Origin of the sequence: Salinimicrobium gaetbulicola, from assembly GCF_042676025.1 — a bacterium.
In the GTDB taxonomy this organism is placed as follows: domain Bacteria; phylum Bacteroidota; class Bacteroidia; order Flavobacteriales; family Flavobacteriaceae; genus Salinimicrobium; species Salinimicrobium gaetbulicola.
In genome coordinates this window covers 632,319-649,138 of sequence record NZ_JBHTJP010000035.1, presented here as the reverse complement: position 1 = coordinate 649,138, position 16,820 = coordinate 632,319, and the positions used below count along the sequence as shown (strand labels likewise).

Sequence of the window (16,820 nt, the reverse complement as noted above, 5' to 3'; positions counted from 1 at the left end):
AAAAATAAGTAAGGCTAAAAATAACTATATTTCCGAGGCGTTGGTCTTCAAATTCTATTCTGACGGGCTGTTTTGTTCTTCACAAAATGCAATCCCTTCTTCAACAATTTTAAGGCATTCAAAAGGTGTTCTGTAAGGTTATTAAACTGAATTAATTCAGGACTGTTTTATCTACCGGTCAAAACGGTTATTCGGCATACATTTTATCAATAAGGACCTTGTACTTTTCCTGAATTACTTTTCTCTTCAGTTTTAAAGTGGCAGTTATTTCTCCTGCTTCTATGCTGAATTCTTTGGGCAGTAAGGTGAATTTTTTGATCTTTTCGAATTTTGAAAACTCCTTTTGAAGCTCCTCAAATCTTTTTTCAAACAGATTCTTGACCTGATTATGATTGATCAACTCTTCAATATCCTTAAAGGTGATCTTATGCTCTAAGGCGTACTTTTTCAGATTCTCAAAACTGGGGACAGCTAGCGCGGTAACATATTTCTGCTGATCTCCAATTACAGCGATTTGCTCTATAAATGAATCATTGATCAAGGTAGTTTCCAGTTTCTGAGGTGCAATATATTTTCCGCCGGAAGTTTTCATTAGATCTTTAATCCTATCGGTAATAACAAGATTGCCTTTGTCGTCAATTTTTCCGGCATCACCTGTACAAAACCATCCGTCTTTAAATACATGCTCCGTAGCTTCAGGCTTTTTATAATAGCCTTTCATCACTCCGGGGCCTTTTACCAGGATCTCGTTATTATCACCAATCTTAATTTGAGAACCTGCAATAGGTTTTCCTGCCGAATTAAATTCAAATTGCGTATCGCCAAATAAGGTGACGGTTGCGGTAGTCTCTGTCAAGCCGTAGCCGCATTTAATATTGAGTCCGAATGAATGAAAGAACGAGATCATATCGGGCGCCAAAGGTGCACCCCCGCAAGGCATGAATTTAATTTGACCTCCAAACACTTCACGCAATTTACTCAGTACCAATTTATCAGCTATTTTATACTTCAGTTTCAAAGCTAACGGCACCTTTTTCTCTAAACGCTTATGCTTGTTGTAATACCTGTTACCAATACCTAAGGCCCAGCTTGCTAATTTCATTTTGGCCGGTGAGGCTTCTTTTCTTTTATCCTGAATTGCCGCAAAGATCTTTTCGAAAATACGAGGTACGGTACACATTACCGTAGGTTTTACTTCTTTTAAAACATCGGCTATTTTTTTGGGGTCCTGATTAAAGTAGACCTCCACTCCACGGTATAAACAGAAAAAGACCCAGCTACGTTCGTAAATATGACTTAATGGCAAAAAACTTAAGGAAACATCATCATCTGAAATATCTAATTCAAATTCATGGGCCTTTAAGGAGGCTGCAAAATTATTATGATCCAGCATTACCCCTTTTGGCTCGCCCGTTGTTCCTGAAGTATAAATGATACTTGCCAGATCATTTAAGTCGCGCTCGTAATATCTTTTCTGAAGTTCTGTTTCCAGCTGATTTGTAGATTCAACAGCTACAAAATCTTCTAAATACATAGAGTTTTCTGAAGGCTGAAGCTTAATAGTTTTAGTTAAGGCTACAATTAGCCTTAGATGTTTAGTGGTATTCAAAAGTTCGTACGCTTTATCATACTCATTTTGACCACCCACAAAAAGCAGGCTTACCTCAGCATCATTTATAATGTATTCAGCTTCTTTTTTAGAATTGGTAGCATAAATAGGAACAGTTACAGCTTTAATACTCATAATTGCGACATCTGCAATTATCCAATTGGGCATGTTTTCAGAAAAGATAGCTACGTTTTGTTGCTCAGATATCCCGAAGCCTAGAAGTGCTTTCGACAGCTTTTCTACACGATCGTTGAAATCTAACCAGGAAATACCTTCCCATTTATTAAGCTCATTATCTTTATAGTAGAAGGCATTCTTATTTTTAAAACGTTGAGAATTTTCTTTTATAGATTCTACTAAGTGCTTATTATCCATACCCTGTCGTTAATTTTAAAATAGAACTTCCCGGTTTTTAAGACTGCAAATATACAGCTTATTGAGTTGTGATATTTTAAATAGACGGGATTGAATCAATGAAATTCCAGCTGCCTTTGGGAGAAAGAATCCAGGTTACTATTACTGCTTTCAGAAAAGAGATTTGTGATTATCTTCCTGAAAAGTTAAAATTTAGATTAGTGAATAAGGAACATCTCCTCCGAAAATAACTATTTAACAAATTTTCAGCAACAAAAAAACTCCCCATTTCTGAGAGCTTTTCAGTGCGGGCGAAAAACAGGCTCAGCATGACAGCCCGAACGTGAATCGGTGTTGTATTGTAAGTCTGAACTTCCGGGGGCACCTATTCCGTAACGCTGAATTTGATCCAGGTATCCTGAAGAAAAAATTGGACCCTCGCGTCATTACCGCTGTCAATAACAGCCTGAATCTCTCCTTCTTCGACCGCCAGCGCAATCAGTTTCCTCATGTCAGTTTCAGATAAGCCCATATTGTTTTTCATATAATCGGCATAACCTTCCAAAAAGGCGATATTTTTCACCTTTTTTTCGATGGTAATGTTCCGCTTCAACTTTTTGGTACGGCCGTTAATGGCATTGAGAATGGGATCAATTTGCAGGCTGCCTCCCAGAATACCTAGAAGATGGATCCATTTGAAATCGCCGGCGGTATGCAGTTTTCTTTCATTGGTGGTGAGGGGTTTTATTTCTTTCTGAATTATTCCCAGACTTACAGCATTGATCTCAGAAACCTCACTTACCGAGACTTCTTCCAGTTCATTCTCCCTTTCCTCCATTCTGAAATCTGAAAATTCATCGGTTTCAAGTATCCTGATGAGATCATTCATGGCAACATGAGACAGCACCAGGGTATCTCCCGCTTGTGCCTGCAGGAGAAAAGTTCCGTTCTTGTTGGTGAGGGTATATTCTCCGGTAGTAATATTCTTTATGTGAACGTTTTCCAACACGCGGTCATTGTTTACCACCCTGGCTTCCATTAATTGACGTTGCTGGGCAATGGAAAGAAGGGGAAGCAAGGTCAATACCATGACCAGCAAGATTCTATTTTTCATACGGGGGGATTTGATGCTGCGACGGCAGGGGCAACGCAGAGCAGATGAAGATACTAAATTTCAGGAGATCTTTCAATCTGCCTCGCAGTGGTACAACCTGAAGGCACCAATAACATAAGTGATGGTTTTCTCCGGAAGGTCTAAAGGGTTTTGAATTACCTATAAAACCTGCAGGATGATCCAACTGCAACCATTGATATGTCCTGAAATTAAAATCTACTAAACCCCTGAAATTTCAGATAAAGCTTTAAATTTAAAGGAGAAATAGCGAACCCAACCTTTGTAATTAAACACTCTAAATAATAAAGTGATGAAAAAATATGCCCTATTACAAATTGCCTTTTTTATGGTAATAACTATGGTATTTGTCCAGTGCAAGAATCCTAAAACGGATGACACCCCAGAAGAAACTCAAATAGAGTCTTCTACTTCCGACGTCCCATCTCAAGTAGAAGCTTATCTTGATAGTTCTGATGTAAAGGATATTGACACCATAGAAACAAACATCGATGAACCTGAACCAATAGTTGCTGAGAAAGAAACAAAAACGGAAAAGCCTAAAACAACAGTTGTCGCTAAGCCAGAAACAACCACAGAAAAGCCTGAATCACCAGTTGTCGCTAAGCCCGAAACAACTGTCGATTCGCCTAAACCGGTTGAGATTGATAAGCCAACCCCGGTAATTGTTGATGAGCCTCAAGAAACAGTTGTTGAAAAGCCGGCAGCACCGGTGAATGCCGCCTTTACTATGAAATCTGTAAAGGCAACAGTTCAGGGCACTTCCTCCTTGCATGAGTGGAAATCCAATATTACTAAAATTGAAGGCAAGGGTACATTTCAATTAGAAGACGAAGTGGTCACCTTGGTAAAAGACGCAGAAATTAAAATTACCGTGAAGGGTATAATAAGTGAAAAAGGAGATAAAATGGATAAAAAAACTTATGAAACCTTTAATTCAGATAAATATCCTTACATCACTTATTCGTTCAATAATGCCGCGGTAAAAACAAATGATTCCCAGGCTGTTAAAATGGATGCCAATGGCACATTGAACATGGCCGGAGTGAGTAAATCGGTTCCTATATCGGCAGTTGGGAAAAAATTACCAAATGGCGATTTGCACCTCACAGTTTCCAAAAAATTAAAGATGACAGACTTTGATATGAAGCCGCCTGTCATGTTACTTGGAACTATAAAAGTTGGAGATGAAGTAACAGTCAACTTTGACTTTATTCTATCCAAAAGTTAATGATCGTAATATAATTTAGTACACCCAAAATTCATGGCAATCTTGAAAAGATCAAAGTTCCTTCGGAAGAGGTAACCTTGATCTTTTTTTTGTTGTTTCTGGTTAAAAGAATAGCTGCAGACCATCTAAAATGACATTTTTCATTCTGCCGTCTGCATGGCGGATTTCTTTACAGGAATCCACCAATTTTAAGAAAATATTAATAAATTTACGACTGAACGAGCTGCAACATCTCTTCTGCCCTACCGGATCGCATTCTTGCAGCCCCAATGCCGGTTTCCCGCAAGTACCTTTTATTAAGAACAGCTTTTATTTGGTTTAGCCGGAAGTAGAAACTGTTAATCAATACAAATGATGATTATATAACACGTTGTGCCCAATTAATGATAATAATTATAGTTTAAAAATGAACACAGAAAAAATTACACTTGATAATCTTTATCTCGATCCAAATAATTACAGATTAAGAAGTAAACCACAATACTCTGAAATTCCCGATTTAACTGATGATAAAATTACAGGGAAAGCCCTTCAACAACGAACTTTTAATATTATCACTGGTAAAAATAATATTGAGGTAAAAGATTTAATAGATAGCTTCAAATCCAACGGCTTTTTAAAAGTTGATAATATACTTGTAAGAAGATTGGAAGATGATAAAGGATTTGTAGTCATAGAAGGTAACAGAAGAGTAGCTGCTTTGAAAGTTTTACAGAGATCCTTTGAAGAAGGGTTCGACATTGGGGAACTTGATGATAATATTTTCTCAAAAGAGGAAGGTGAAGATAAAGGGATTGAAGTAGTAAGATATGACTATCAAAATCCAGAAGAATATCTAATTCTAATGGGCTTACGACATGTTAGTGGTAACAAAAAATGGGACAGATATAACCAAGCTAAATTAATTTCAGAACTTCATGATAGTGGTTATAATATAGCTCAAATTGCAAATAAATTAGGTGTTTCGAATAAAAGATCAGTTCAGCAACAACTTGAAGCTTTTCACGCAATACAAGATTTCATAAATGACGATGTTTCTTATGATGTGAGTCCATCGTTTAATCCTCACGATAGGTTTATGATTTTCATAGAAGTATTACTCAAGAGGAAGGTTAAAAATTGGTTAGAATGGGACTCAGTAAAAAAAGAATTTACAAATAAGGAAAATTTAAAAAGGTTTTATACGTGGATCACACCAAACTATGAAACGCCTGAGGATGATGAAGATTCCGGAATTAATGATGGGGAATTATTGGATCCTATAATTGTAAACCACAAAGAGATAAGGTTATTGAATGAGATCATAGACGATGAGGAATCCTTAGTTAAGATGGAAGATTCCCGGAGTATTCATGAAGCAGTTGAACAAAACGAGGGATTTACTAAAAAGAAATTTACTAAAGAAATAAAAAGGGCGGAAAGGATTTTGAAGAATATAAAGTTTGGACCATCCCTACAGCTTGACATAGAAGATAAAACTGCGTTAAATAATATTCGAAGAATTTCAGATAGAATCCTAGATGAAGACGACTAAATCGGAATTATTAAGGCTTTCCATTGTAGATGCATTAGTAAGAAAAGATAAAACAATCAACTTTCTATTTTTAGATGGAGTTGAGGATGAGTTAGATGTTCAAAATATAACAATACAATTTGAGTCATATATTTCAAAATATCCGAACTGTGGTTTAAAAATAGATTATAATACATCTGAGCTTCATAAGAGTGATAATGTTCAGAAGATAGCCAAATACATAAATGACTTGAATGCAAATAACTTTGAGAAATTTGCTGCCTTATTAATAAAATTGTTTGACTTCGAACTAACATATGCAACTAAGCAATCACATGATCAAGGAATTGATTTTATTGGCATAAAAAAATTTAAACTATTTGACTCACAAAGAAAAAACTACCTCATTGGCCAAGCAAAAAAATATAATTCATTAGTAAATATTAATGAAATAAGAGGTTTTGCAGGATCGGTTTTATTACTTAGAAATAGAGAATTTAGCCAGACCAAAGATGTCTATAAAAGTGTATTTATGAGAAGCTTTACTTCAATAGAAGGTCTATTTGCAACTTCATATTTCTTTTCTCCACCAGCACAAAAATTGTGTGATAATTCAGATATAATTTCCTTAGATTTTGTGGATTTAATATTATTAACGGAAAAAGCAATACTGGAGAAAACTTTATCCATAGAAACAAACGACAGATTTATAAAATCAAAAGTAGATAAGGAACTTCAAAATATAGAAATACTACATTAACTGGGCACAACAACAGTTCATCACAAATACCCGGAAAATAATTAACCAAATCTATACCAGAAACATCCACCCTAAAAACCTAACTTCATGAAGAAATTTTACCTGCTTATCGGACTTATTTTCTGTGGAAATTTAACTTTCGGACAAACCAAGAATTTTATCGACCAGCCTTATCTTGAAACCGCCGCTAAAGTAGATACGCTCATAAAACCTGACATTATCTATTTGGACATCCTTATCAGGGAGAAGGATGAACGTAATAGAGTTTCCGTGGAAGAGATGGAAACGAAAATGATCCAGAAATTAAGATCCCTCGGCATTGACACCGAAGAACAATTAACCCTGACCGACCTGGCCAGTAATTTCAAAAAATACTTTCTGAAGCAAAAAGATATAATGAAAGATAAGGCATATGAATTAAAGGTCTTTGATTCTCAAACAGCCGGGAAGGTATTAGTTGGACTGGAAGAAATTGGAATTTCAAATGTCAACCTGGATAGGACCGAATATTCCAAAATCGAGGAATTAAAACTTGAACTTAGATCAAAAGCGGTCAAAAAAGCAAAAGAACAGGCAGACTTTTTAGTGGCTCCGTTGAACCAGAAAATAACCCGTGCAATCCATATCTCAGATAAATCCTATGAAAGCTACAATACTTTCAACGGGGAATTGCAAGAAGTGGTAGTAATGGGATACTCAAATAAGAGCAAGCATGAATATGAACCACCTGCAATTGAGTTCAAGCCCATCAAAGTAGCAAGTGAAGTAACCGTAAAATTTGGAATTGACTAAAAATGAATCAGGTCTAACCCGCCAATCCCTGGCTATCGGGACCGCGTCTCCTGCTCGACCCACTTGCTATACACCAAACCTCAATCCTAATTTAAAAATATGAACATAGAACAAATCTTTAGTGACCTGAAGTTTGACTTGCAATCAATAAACAGCAGAGCCAATGAGAGATTACTAAAAGAAGAACAAATAAGATCAAGTATTTATTGTTCTTTACGAAACCAGGGTTATGTAGTTGCAGCCGAAAGAAATTATGACAAGAATTCAGAGGTGGAATGTGATTTGGTTTTTTGGGAAAATTCGAAATCCGAATCCTGGATGGAAATAAAAACTGCCCGGTATTCAAAAGCAATTAATGATCCCCGAAGATTGGATAAAAATGGAAAGGATAGTTGGAATAATGGAGAAAAAGAACAATTTATAAACTGGAGAAAGGATATTGAAAAATTTGATTTATTAAAAAATAAGGATGCTGAGAAATACTTTGTGCTTGTAGAACAATGCTTTGACGAATCCCTATTTGATAAATTGTATTCGGAAGATCGATATGAGCTAAAACAGCTTTTCAATAAATTTGAATATAAAGAAATTGAATTTGATTTAAAATGGAACAAAGCCCCTGTTAATAAATGTATTATAAGAATATTTAACCTAAAGAACCACAGCCAAAGGTTAACAACAGTTACAAACCGCAATTTGCAATTAAACGAGACGCTTGTCGGTGATTTGATCAAGAATTAGAATCAGTTGCATTTTCACCTTTGACCGGGAGTTTAGCATGGAGCTGGGTATTATCAATTCATTTCGATTTATAAATGTGGAATATCTTGTGGCCGGTCAACTTTAAATTACCGGATACTTTCAGCAGATTGAATCAGAAGATCTTTCAGGGAATGCCCAAAAACAAAAAAGCCGAAGAGAAATCTTCGGCTTTTGTGCGGGCGGAGAGACTCGAACTCTCACACCGCGAGGCACTAGATCCTAAGTCTAGCGTGTCTACCAATTCCACCACGCCCGCTTGATTTTTCAATAAATCCACTTACTTGTTGTAAGCGGATGCAAATATAAGCAATACTTTGAAATATCAAATAGAGAAGAAAAAAATTTTCAAATTTCTTACCTTTACTCAACTTCAAAAATGACCAATATGAAAGACACCAAAACATATGTGGAAGAAAATAAACAGCGGTTCATTGACGAACTCATTGAGCTGCTGAAGATTCCATCAATAAGCGCCGATTCAAATTACAAAAAAGACATGCTCACCACTGCCGAAGCGGTGAAAAAAAGTTTACTCGAAGCCGGCTGCGACCTGGCCGAAATCAACGAAACTCCCGGCCATCCGGTGGTATTTGGAGAGAAGATCATCGATCCTAACCTGCCAACAGTACTGGTTTACGGTCATTATGATGTGCAACCGCCAGATCCTGTAAATCTTTGGGACAGTCCGCCATTCGAGCCGGTGATCAAAGAAACCAAAACACACCCCGAAGGGGCCATTTTTGCCCGCGGAGCCTGTGACGATAAGGGACAAATGTACATGCACGTGAAAGCGCTGGAATACATGACCAAGAATGACAAACTTCCGTGCAATGTGAAATTCATGATCGAAGGCGAGGAAGAAGTAGGAAGTGAAAACCTGAGCTGGTTCATTGAACGCAACAAGGAAAAACTGAAGAACGACGTGATCCTAATTAGTGACACCGGCATGATCGCCAAGGACACTCCTTCTATCACCACAGGGCTAAGAGGATTAAGTTATATGGAAGTGGAAGTGACCGGGCCAAACCGCGACCTTCACAGCGGACTTTACGGAGGCGCGGTTGCCAACCCTATCAACATCCTGTGCAATATGATCGCGTCCCTGCAGAACGAGAACAACCATATCACTATTCCCGGGTTCTATGATAATGTAAACGAATACACCGATGCGGAGCGCGCTAAAATGGCCGAGGCTCCTTTCGATCTGGAAGACTACAAGAAAAAACTGAACATTGAAGACGTGCACGGGGAAAAAGGTTTTTCAACGCTGGAACGAGCGTCTATCAGGCCTACTTTAGACGTGAACGGGATCTGGGGAGGTTACACGGGAGAAGGCGCCAAAACCGTATTGCCGTCAAAAGCATACGCGAAGATCTCCATGCGCCTGGTATCTGACCAGGACTGGAAAGAGATCAGTGCCCTTTTCAAGGATCATTTTGAAAAGATCGCCCCCAAGAGTGTGAAAGTAAATGTGAACACCCATCACGGAGGTCAGGCATATGTGACGCCAATCGACACTTTAGAATACCAGGCGGCTAATGATGCCTATACAGAAGCTTTTGGAAAAGCTCCAATTCCGCAGCACAGTGGAGGAAGCATACCCATTGTGGCCCTTTTTGAAAAGGAATTACAGAGCAAGACCATTTTAATGGGATTCGGGCTGGATACGGACGCGATCCACTCTCCTAACGAACATTTTGGGATCTGGAATTACCTGAAGGGAATTGAGACCATTCCGCTTTTCTATAAGCATTTCACAAAACTGAAGCAGGCTCAAAAATAGCATTTGAGACACTTAATTTAAAGTAAAAAACCTCCTTGACCAGGAGGTTTTTTTATTATTATGGTGCTTTATGCTTACATCTTCTTCACAAACTTGGTAAGGATCACGATCTGCTGACCGTCAACTTTTCCTTCAATTTGTTCAGCGTTATCATGAACCAGGGAAACCCTTCTTACGGCAGTTCCTCTTTTTGCAACCATACTGGAACCTTTCACATTCAGATCCTTTATCAAAACTACCGTGTCTCCGGCTTCTATGGTGACACCATTGCTGTCTTTATGGATCACACCACCTGCAGGTTCAGAAGAAGCCTGTCCTGCTTTTGCCCACTCCATTTGGTCCTCTTCCATATACATCATATCCAACAGGTCCTGTGGCCAGCCTTCTCCACGCAGCCTGTTCAGCATGCGCCAGGCCATAACCTGCACAGCAGGCACAGTGCTCCACATACTGTCGTTCAAACAACGCCAGTGATTAGGATCAACTTTTTCAGGATCTTCGATCTGTTCTTTGCAGGTGCCGCAAATTAAAATATGATTTTCTGCAGTTGCAGGTGAATCTGGCACTTCAAAAACCACCAGGTCTTCCTTGGCACCACAAAGTTCACACTGGGATCCGCTTCTTTGAAATAATTCTTGTTCTAGGCTCATGGGGACATTTATTTAAGTCGTAAAGATACTTCCTTATCGGTTTGCAGCCGACTATTCATTAGACAATTCACTTTCAATATAGCTGTTCACCCTTTTTTCCATGATAGGCAGAGTCACCGTTCCCTGCTCCAGAATGATCTCATGAAAATCTCTCACCTTGAAATCGGTTCCCAAAGCGGCTTCAGCTTTCTTTCTCAATTCCTGAATTTTCATCTCCCCTATCTTATAAGAAACTGCCTGTCCGGGCCAGGAAATGTACCTGTCAACTTCGGTATTGATATTGTGCATGGCCAGTGCGGTGTTTTCCTTCAGGAAATTAACAGCCTGCTCACGAGTCCACCCCATAGCATGTATCCCGGTATCAACCACCAATCTACAGGCGCGCCATTGCTCATAAGTAAGTTTTCCGAAGCGCTCATAAGGCGTAGTATAAATTCCCATTTCTTCGGCTAATGATTCAGAGTATAAACCCCATCCCTCTCCAAAAGCCGATAAATAGAAGCCTCTTCTGAATTTTGGGATACTGTCACCCAGCTCCTTGTTCAGGGAAATCTGTAAATGATGACCGGGTACCGCTTCGTGCGCCGTAAGGGCAGGAAGCACGTACAACGGCCTGTTTGAAAGGTTGTAAGTATTCACCCAGTAATAACCGGGCTGGGTATCTTCAGAAGAACCAATATATCTGCCGGTCGTGTACTTTGGCGCGATGGCATCGGGCACCGGCGCTACCCCATATGGTTGTCTGGGTAATTTTTTGAAATACTTCGGAAGCTGAGCATCTATGCGTTTTGAAATATCACGGGCTTCCTTTAATAATTCCTGCCCGCTCTTCGCATAGAACTGCTCATCTGTACGCAGAAAATGAATGAAGTCTTCAAAGCTTCCGTCAAATTCCACTTCCTCAATGATCATTTCCATTTCAGATTTGATCCTCGCCACTTCCTTTAACCCCATTTCATGGATCTCTTCTGCGGAAAGATCCAGGGTAGTATAATAATTCAACCTGTTTTGATAATATTCTCTACCGCCGGAAATTTCAGAAACTCCGATCGATTCGCGGGTTGCAGGAAGATACTCGGTTTCAAAGAAATTTTTTATCCTGCGGAATTGGGGAACAACCTTCTCAGAAATGGCTTTTTCAGCAACAATTAATACTGAATCCTTTTGTGAAGCGGTAAGGGTTTTGGGAAGGTCCAGAAATGGGGAATAATAGTAACTCTTCTTAGGATCATCGACTATCTGATCGTTATAGGTCGACTCATAGCCCTCAAAGATCACTTTTGGCTGAATAATTCCTTTTTTGATACCTTTCCTGAGCAACTTCAAGTGTTGATCTACATACTTCGGGAGCGCATTGAGCTTGTTCAAATAATCACGCACCTGCTTATAAGTACTCAGTTCGCGAACCTGATATGGCAAGCTCACATGAAATCCTGAATCTGAAAGCAGCGGATTCAAATAGGCTTCATACTCATAAAAGTCAATTGTTTCCTGCAACTTATACCTCAACAACTCCATTGAGATCTGTTGGGTTTCCGAAAGGCCTTCAGAACTTACCTTTTCCAGTTCTTTTAATTGTTGCCGGGCAAAGTCGGCTTCTTTTTTATAATATTCTTCGGAATACAATCCCAAAGGGAATTCCTCTTTATCATAACCTTCATGATCCTGAACCATCTGAATAATAGAGTCCAGTTTCGCCGAAACCTCCTGTGCTGACAACTGTGGAAAAATTACCAGATTTAGAAGTAACAGCAGACGAAAATGTAGTTTCATAAGATGATTTTTGAAGTTAATTTCCTTTGAGCCTTTCCCAAAGATCAACTAATATTTTTTTAGCGTTATCTGGTCGTTTTTCTACTTCTTCGGCTCGAATAGTATCTCCATCGGGCACCAGTTTATAGCTGAAGGCAAAATTTGAATCGGGATTCGAAGGATTCAGTTTTCCGAAGCGCAGATCATTGAAATAAAGATCACCATCTTTTTGGGTGATCGTATACCATCCTTTGGATATTTCGATCAACCGCTGCACGTTTTTGTCATCTTTTAGCCTTCCGAGGTAATCATGATTTTTAGGAACCACCTCAAAACGTATCATCTGAGTGTCAAAAAATGAATAATAACCCAACAGGAAAGCGTCTTCAGCCTCGACATTGGCAGACCATAAAATGGTGTTCAAGGGAGAAGGACGGGTATCAATGCGTTCATAAAAAATGCCCTGCCGCTCCAGGCTATGTTCAAAATTATTATGGGCGATCCCTTTAAAAATAAGGCCTAGCACCAAATATGCTGTACTTATTAAAAGACCCAACTTATTATACCTGAAACGCTTTTCTGACCCTCTTTTATGCCGCATCGCCAGGATCAAAAAGATCAAAAAAGGAAGGGTGTATAAGGGATCGATCACAAATACACTTTTAAAAGCAAGCCTGGTTTCTAAAGGCCAGAACAGTTGGGTACCCCAGGTGGTAAAGGAATCCAGGATGGGATGTGTGAAAAGCCCCCAGAACATAAGCCAGGACCAGTCTTTCCAGTTAGCTAGAGATCTCATTTCCAGTTTGGAGATCAGGAAGCCGAACACAGGCGCGGCAAGAACGGAAAAAACAATAGAATGAGTAAAGCCCCGATGTATCTCGATCGCCGAAATGGTATCTGTAAATTGGGAAGCCAGCGCATCAAGATCTGGGATAGTGCCGGCAATGGCGCCATATAACATAGCCTTATTCCCGACCTTTTTCCCCAGCACCGCTTCGCCGACTGCCGCGCCTAATACTATTTGCGTTAAACTATCCATGCCTGCACAAATTCCAATTTTTCAAATTTCAAATTCCAAGGTTTCCCGTACACCTTCCTCTGTCCCACTGTCATCTTTTTACTCACCACGTCAATCTACAATTTCCATTTTCTTCAGCAGGAATGAAGCGTTCATATTTTGACAAATTCCTTTTTTGAAGCGATAATCAAAGTTCAGCTCGTCATTGATGATCTCGGCGTCAAAATAATAATTCTTCACCTGAGGCAACACTTCGGTCACTTCGCAGAGGCTCAGGTCATGAGTAGCAATGATCCCGGTGGATCTAGATCTCACCAGCTTTTCAATAAATTTCCGGGAGCCTATGGCTTTGTCTGTACTGTTCGTGCCTTTGAGGATCTCGTCTAAAATGATAAAATACTTATCGGTCTTGATCTCTTCTACGATATATTTCAGGCGTTTTAGTTCTGAAAAGAAATAAGATTCATCGTCTGTAAGAGAATCTGTAGTCCTCATGCTGGTGATAAGTTTAATGGGAGAGTATCTGCAGGAAGCTCCACAAACCGGTAAACCTACATTGGCCATCAGGATCTGTAAACTTACGGTTCTCAAAAAGGTACTTTTCCCTGCCATGTTTGCCCCGGTAATGATAAAGAACTGCTCCTTTTCAATGGAAAAATCATTGGCGATCCTTTTTTCAGGATCCAGCAAAGGATGAGCCAGCTGAGTGGCTTCGGCAATATGGGAATCATGGTTTATATCAGGGAACACATATTTGGGATGGTTAAAGGCGAAGTTCCCCAGGGTATTATAGGCATCTAAAAATTCGATGGCGTTAAACCATTTTTCAACACTTTCAGAATTTTCTCTTATCCAGGTTTCCAGTTTATATGATTGTCGCAAATCCCAAAGCAAAAATCCGTTCCCAAAAATTCCAAAGATCATATTGTTTCGCTGATCAAGGGCGTCAATGGCTTTGGAAAATTTTCTTAGAGTAGCAGATGCCTTCTGCTTTTCAGAATAGATCAATTGTTTTTTCTCTTTTAATAATTCTGAAGAAAATTCGGTGTTTTCTATAAGAGATAGCAATTGATAATACTGGTGAAAAGTATCCTGCACTTTGCTCACACTGGAAGACAACAGGCTGATCTTTTTTAAGTAGATCCCGGTAATGCCAAGCCCTGTAAAAAACCAAAGTCCCAATTCAATTCCGCCTATGAGGTTAAAATAATAAGCAGCGATAACAATTCCGGAGAGGATCGAAAATGCAAAAGGCAACCATTTCATAACCTTTGGAACAAATGTTTTGTAATTCTTCAGCCAGTTGAGGATGGTCCCCGTTCGTGTTTCGGTTTTCACAAGGGTTGCCAGTGCCGAAAAATTTTGTCGCCAGTCAGCTTTTTCACCAAGCTCCTTAGCAGCTTCCTGCTTCCTCTCGATCTTGTCTATGTTGTTGGACAATAACATCTGGGCAAGCACCTGCTTACCTTCAACCAGTGCTGTTCTGTTCAAATACTGAAAAAAGGAAGCCCTTCCGAAGAGATCAATATCCTGACTAAAAGGGTGCAATGGATCTTCAAATTCTGAACCGTCTGGCAAATGCAGAAACTTCCGGTCGAGCACTTCCAGTTCATTTTCATTGATCTTAATTAGCTCCCGGTATTTATCGCGCTCGTATCTTAGATCTGAATGCCTGGAAACAAGAAATAAAAAGATCGCGATCCCTATAACAAGGGTCGCCGTAATCACACTGCTGTTTCCGAAGAAATGATAGACCAGGTAGGCCATTACGAGGAAGACCAGTAATCTCAACAGGCTGGAAAAAGCCAGTTTTTTGGAGGCTGTACTTAAGTGTGTACTATATTTTTCAATTTGGGTTTTGTAAAAACTTCGGGGATCGCTCATTAATCAGTTTTCAATATTTTTTAATTCTTCCTGTACTTTTTTCGGAAGGCTTTTTACGATCAGGTCATAGGAGTGGTCGATCAATTCCCTGACCAGACCTGGAGGCAACATTTCAACGACCAGGGAATTCCAGTGAGTTTTATTCATATGATAAGCCCCGGTAATAAGGCCGTCATACTCTTCCCGCAATTCGATCGCCCGCTCAGGATCACATTTTAAAGCGATCTGAAGAGGTATACGCTCTAACCCACATAAAGCGAACATCTTATTCATCACTTTAAACACAAGGGTTTTCTCATCAAAAGGAAATTCCTCTGTGACTCCTTTTTTAGCGAGACAGTACAACCTGAAGGATTCTATATCCATAACTTTGATCTTTAAACCTTTATTAAAGGGTTTCCTCAAAGATACTCAGAAGTTTCAGAAATCAGGATCACTCTGTAGCTTTTGAAGCCTTTCCAATTTTACCAAGATGAGTGAATTTAAAGCCTTGTTCATATTTAAGTCCGTAACCCAGCAGCCTGTCGAAAGAGGCGTGAGAGAACAGAACCAGGCCTGCAAGTTGTAATTCCGGAGAAGATAGATTTAATCCGAGAATGTATAGCAGGACAGCCAATCCTTTATGGTGAAAGAAATTATAGGAGGCAGCGCCAATTCTATTTCCGAAGAGATAACCCAGCATACCAACATCTGGCACAAAGAACAGGGCGGCAAAGATCCACCAGTCATATTCAAGAAATTGGAACAAAAACATTCCCAGTAAGAGCATAGCCAGCTCTTCCAATTTTAAAGTCAAATTCATTTTTCGATTTTATAAAGTACAGGCTTTGAAGGCGCGGCATCATTTTCAAAGGAAGCAGGCTGAAGGTTCAGAAAATACGTTCCGTCTTCCACTTTTGAAGGCACATAGACCAGCTCGGTAATAGTAGCTTCAAAACGGGTGTTTTTAGGATAATTCCAAAATGCCTTATGAGCCAGCAATTTCCCTTCATCCTTTTCTTTGTCTACAGAAGGCAGGTCTACCAGCAAATGTTCCACTCCGCACTCCCTGATATATTTTGCAGCAGCTTCTTCCAGATAAGGAGGATTGGTGTGAGAATATTTCTTACTTCGTTTCGCGATGGTATTGGGGAGGGTTCGAATTACCAGGGCTTCCACCTCATTAGGTTTTAAAAGATCCTGAACAGCCTCTTTTGTGATCACCTCATCCTCGCCGATCGCTTCAGGTGAAATGGATATCAGTTTCGCTTGAAAAAAGAAGGTTTTCAAGCTTTCATTGATGCTGTGAAATTCGGGTGTGATATGGCCTACGCATTCGGTATGTGTGGCGTGCCCATGCGGATTGAAATAAACATTATTGAAATTGGTCGATGCTCCTTCACTCACTTTTCCTATCCAGTTTCCCTCACGCACCGGCTCTATTTTTGGAGCTTTGAGATACCAGGCAATTGGATTTCTGTCGTCACCTCTTAAAGAAAGTGAAATATCGAATGGTTTGGACAGATCGATCTCAAACTCCCGATCTTTATACTGGATCTTTGCTATCATGGTTAAGTTGTAAGCTGCAGATTTAATTTTAT

General features: G+C 39.4%; 15 protein-coding genes and 1 tRNA gene. 6 read left to right on the top strand and 10 right to left on the bottom strand.

The genetic code is table 11. The features are described 5' to 3' along the window. Nucleotides 1-187 precede the first annotated feature (187 nt). Nucleotides 188-1,984, bottom strand: a complete 1,797-nt coding sequence (locus ACFQ1G_RS12380; protein ID WP_380740001.1) for an AMP-dependent synthetase/ligase — start codon at nt 1,982-1,984, stop codon at nt 188-190. Nucleotides 1,985-2,348: 364 nt separating this feature from the next. Further along, nucleotides 2,349-3,077: a hypothetical protein gene (locus ACFQ1G_RS12375; RefSeq protein WP_380739999.1), complete on the bottom strand. Its 729-nt coding sequence runs from the start codon at nt 3,075-3,077 to the stop codon at nt 2,349-2,351. 310 nt (nt 3,078-3,387) lie between these two features. Here ACFQ1G_RS12375 and ACFQ1G_RS12370 point away from each other — a divergent pair, with 310 nt between their 5' ends. The 5 genes from ACFQ1G_RS12370 (at nt 3,388) to ACFQ1G_RS12350 (ending at nt 8,132) form a co-directional block, all read left to right on the top strand. After that, nucleotides 3,388-4,326, top strand: coding sequence for a YceI family protein (locus ACFQ1G_RS12370; RefSeq protein ID WP_380739998.1), 939 nt, complete (start codon nt 3,388-3,390; stop codon nt 4,324-4,326). 406 nt (nt 4,327-4,732) lie between these two features. After that, the gene (locus ACFQ1G_RS12365) at nt 4,733-5,860 is read left to right on the top strand and encodes a ParB N-terminal domain-containing protein (RefSeq protein ID WP_380739996.1); all 1,128 of its coding nucleotides are present in this window, start codon (nt 4,733-4,735) and stop codon (nt 5,858-5,860) included. After that, nucleotides 5,847-6,599, top strand: a complete 753-nt coding sequence (locus ACFQ1G_RS12360; RefSeq protein ID WP_380739994.1) for a restriction endonuclease — start codon at nt 5,847-5,849, stop codon at nt 6,597-6,599. The genes ACFQ1G_RS12365 and ACFQ1G_RS12360 overlap by 14 nt, the downstream gene beginning before the upstream one ends. Before the next feature lie 87 nt (nt 6,600-6,686). Then, nucleotides 6,687-7,391, top strand: a complete 705-nt coding sequence (locus ACFQ1G_RS12355) for an SIMPL domain-containing protein (RefSeq protein WP_380739993.1) — start codon at nt 6,687-6,689, stop codon at nt 7,389-7,391. A 99-nt stretch (nt 7,392-7,490) separates the two neighbouring features. Then, nucleotides 7,491-8,132, top strand: coding sequence for a hypothetical protein (locus ACFQ1G_RS12350; protein WP_380739991.1), 642 nt, complete (start codon nt 7,491-7,493; stop codon nt 8,130-8,132). 195 nt (nt 8,133-8,327) lie between these two features. Here the strand turns inward: ACFQ1G_RS12350 and ACFQ1G_RS12345 are convergent. Then, nucleotides 8,328-8,409 (bottom strand) — tRNA-Leu (locus ACFQ1G_RS12345). Between the two features lie 129 nt (nt 8,410-8,538). Here ACFQ1G_RS12345 and ACFQ1G_RS12340 point away from each other — a divergent pair. Next, nucleotides 8,539-9,936 carry a dipeptidase gene (locus tag ACFQ1G_RS12340; protein ID WP_380739989.1) on the top strand — a complete coding sequence of 466 codons (1,398 nt, stop codon included), beginning with the start codon at nt 8,539-8,541 and terminating at the stop codon, nt 9,934-9,936. Between the two features lie 74 nt (nt 9,937-10,010). On the opposite strand, the gene ACFQ1G_RS12335 is transcribed toward ACFQ1G_RS12340, so the two are convergent. The 7 genes from ACFQ1G_RS12335 to ACFQ1G_RS12305 all read right to left on the bottom strand — a co-directional run bounded on the left by ACFQ1G_RS12335 (nt 10,011) and on the right by ACFQ1G_RS12305 (nt 16,788). Further along, nucleotides 10,011-10,586: a PhnA domain-containing protein gene (locus ACFQ1G_RS12335; RefSeq protein WP_380739987.1), complete on the bottom strand. Its 576-nt coding sequence runs from the start codon at nt 10,584-10,586 to the stop codon at nt 10,011-10,013. Between the two features lie 51 nt (nt 10,587-10,637). Beyond that, nucleotides 10,638-12,359 carry a DUF885 domain-containing protein gene (locus ACFQ1G_RS12330; protein WP_380739985.1) on the bottom strand — a complete coding sequence of 574 codons (1,722 nt, stop codon included), beginning with the start codon at nt 12,357-12,359 and terminating at the stop codon, nt 10,638-10,640. A gap of 16 nt (nt 12,360-12,375) precedes the next feature. Further along, nucleotides 12,376-13,377 (bottom strand): metal-dependent hydrolase, encoded by a 1,002-nt coding sequence (locus ACFQ1G_RS12325; RefSeq protein WP_380739984.1) that lies wholly within the window; start codon nt 13,375-13,377, stop codon nt 12,376-12,378. 90 nt (nt 13,378-13,467) lie between these two features. Beyond that, nucleotides 13,468-15,240, bottom strand: coding sequence for a MutS-related protein (locus ACFQ1G_RS12320; protein ID WP_380739982.1), 1,773 nt, complete (start codon nt 15,238-15,240; stop codon nt 13,468-13,470). Between the two features lie 3 nt (nt 15,241-15,243). After that, nucleotides 15,244-15,606: an MmcQ/YjbR family DNA-binding protein gene (locus ACFQ1G_RS12315; protein WP_380739980.1), complete on the bottom strand. Its 363-nt coding sequence runs from the start codon at nt 15,604-15,606 to the stop codon at nt 15,244-15,246. A gap of 67 nt (nt 15,607-15,673) precedes the next feature. Next, entirely contained in the window at nt 15,674-16,042 is a 369-nt protein-coding gene (locus ACFQ1G_RS12310; protein WP_380739978.1) for a DUF4260 domain-containing protein, read from the bottom strand. Further along, entirely contained in the window at nt 16,039-16,788 is a 750-nt protein-coding gene (locus tag ACFQ1G_RS12305) for a cyclase family protein (RefSeq protein WP_380739976.1), read from the bottom strand. The genes ACFQ1G_RS12310 and ACFQ1G_RS12305 overlap by 4 nt, the downstream gene beginning before the upstream one ends. Nucleotides 16,789-16,820: the final 32 nt, after the last annotated feature.

Bases quoted from the DNA above. Each gene is read 5' to 3' on its own strand.
- ACFQ1G_RS12380 (WP_380740001.1), bottom strand. From the start codon at position 1,984: ATGGATAATAAGCACTTAGTAGAATCTATAAAAGAAAATTCTCAACGT.
- ACFQ1G_RS12375 (WP_380739999.1), bottom strand. From the start codon at position 3,077: ATGAAAAATAGAATCTTGCTGGTCATGGTATTGACCTTGCTTCCCCTT.
- ACFQ1G_RS12370 (WP_380739998.1), top strand. From the start codon at position 3,388: ATGAAAAAATATGCCCTATTACAAATTGCCTTTTTTATGGTAATAACT.
- ACFQ1G_RS12365 (WP_380739996.1), top strand. From the start codon at position 4,733: ATGAACACAGAAAAAATTACACTTGATAATCTTTATCTCGATCCAAAT.
- ACFQ1G_RS12360 (WP_380739994.1), top strand. From the start codon at position 5,847: ATGAAGACGACTAAATCGGAATTATTAAGGCTTTCCATTGTAGATGCA.
- ACFQ1G_RS12355 (WP_380739993.1), top strand. From the start codon at position 6,687: ATGAAGAAATTTTACCTGCTTATCGGACTTATTTTCTGTGGAAATTTA.
- ACFQ1G_RS12350 (WP_380739991.1), top strand. From the start codon at position 7,491: ATGAACATAGAACAAATCTTTAGTGACCTGAAGTTTGACTTGCAATCA.
- ACFQ1G_RS12340 (WP_380739989.1), top strand. From the start codon at position 8,539: ATGAAAGACACCAAAACATATGTGGAAGAAAATAAACAGCGGTTCATT.
- ACFQ1G_RS12335 (WP_380739987.1), bottom strand. From the start codon at position 10,586: ATGAGCCTAGAACAAGAATTATTTCAAAGAAGCGGATCCCAGTGTGAA.
- ACFQ1G_RS12330 (WP_380739985.1), bottom strand. From the start codon at position 12,359: ATGAAACTACATTTTCGTCTGCTGTTACTTCTAAATCTGGTAATTTTT.
- ACFQ1G_RS12325 (WP_380739984.1), bottom strand. From the start codon at position 13,377: ATGGATAGTTTAACGCAAATAGTATTAGGCGCGGCAGTCGGCGAAGCG.
- ACFQ1G_RS12320 (WP_380739982.1), bottom strand. From the start codon at position 15,240: ATGAGCGATCCCCGAAGTTTTTACAAAACCCAAATTGAAAAATATAGT.
- ACFQ1G_RS12315 (WP_380739980.1), bottom strand. From the start codon at position 15,606: ATGGATATAGAATCCTTCAGGTTGTACTGTCTCGCTAAAAAAGGAGTC.
- ACFQ1G_RS12310 (WP_380739978.1), bottom strand. From the start codon at position 16,042: ATGAATTTGACTTTAAAATTGGAAGAGCTGGCTATGCTCTTACTGGGA.
- ACFQ1G_RS12305 (WP_380739976.1), bottom strand. From the start codon at position 16,788: ATGATAGCAAAGATCCAGTATAAAGATCGGGAGTTTGAGATCGATCTG.